The 314-nt window shown below is 36.6% G+C and carries 1 rRNA gene; it reads right to left on the reverse strand.

Annotated features, from left to right (window positions below):
• A 5S ribosomal RNA gene (gene rrf, locus LQ611_RS14015) occupies window positions 1-86 on the reverse strand; the annotation flags it as partial.
• Window positions 87-314: the final 228 nt, after the last annotated feature.

Here is a 314-nt window from a genome sequence, read left to right on the forward strand (position 1 = left end):
TAAGCCCAACTACCATCGGCGCTAAAGAGCTTAACTTCTGTGTTCGGCATGGGAACAGGTGTGACCTCTTTGCTATCGTCACCAGACAAATTATTGCTTGAGTCAATCGTTTACATACTTCCTCATCACTGCTGTCTTCCTCATTCATTTACGAAAGTAAACTCATTTGTCATCCATTGTGATTCGTTGTCTATAAACGTTTTCTCTACGCAATACAAATTGAAATGTATTACACATTCAAAACTAGATAGTAAGTAGATTTTACGGCTAAAACCGATTTAAAATTTGATTAAGTCTTCGATCGATTAGTATTC

The organism is Mammaliicoccus sp. L-M44, assembly GCF_022386355.1.
In the GTDB taxonomy this organism is placed as follows: Bacteria; Bacillota; Bacilli; order Staphylococcales; family Staphylococcaceae; genus Mammaliicoccus; species Mammaliicoccus sciuri_A.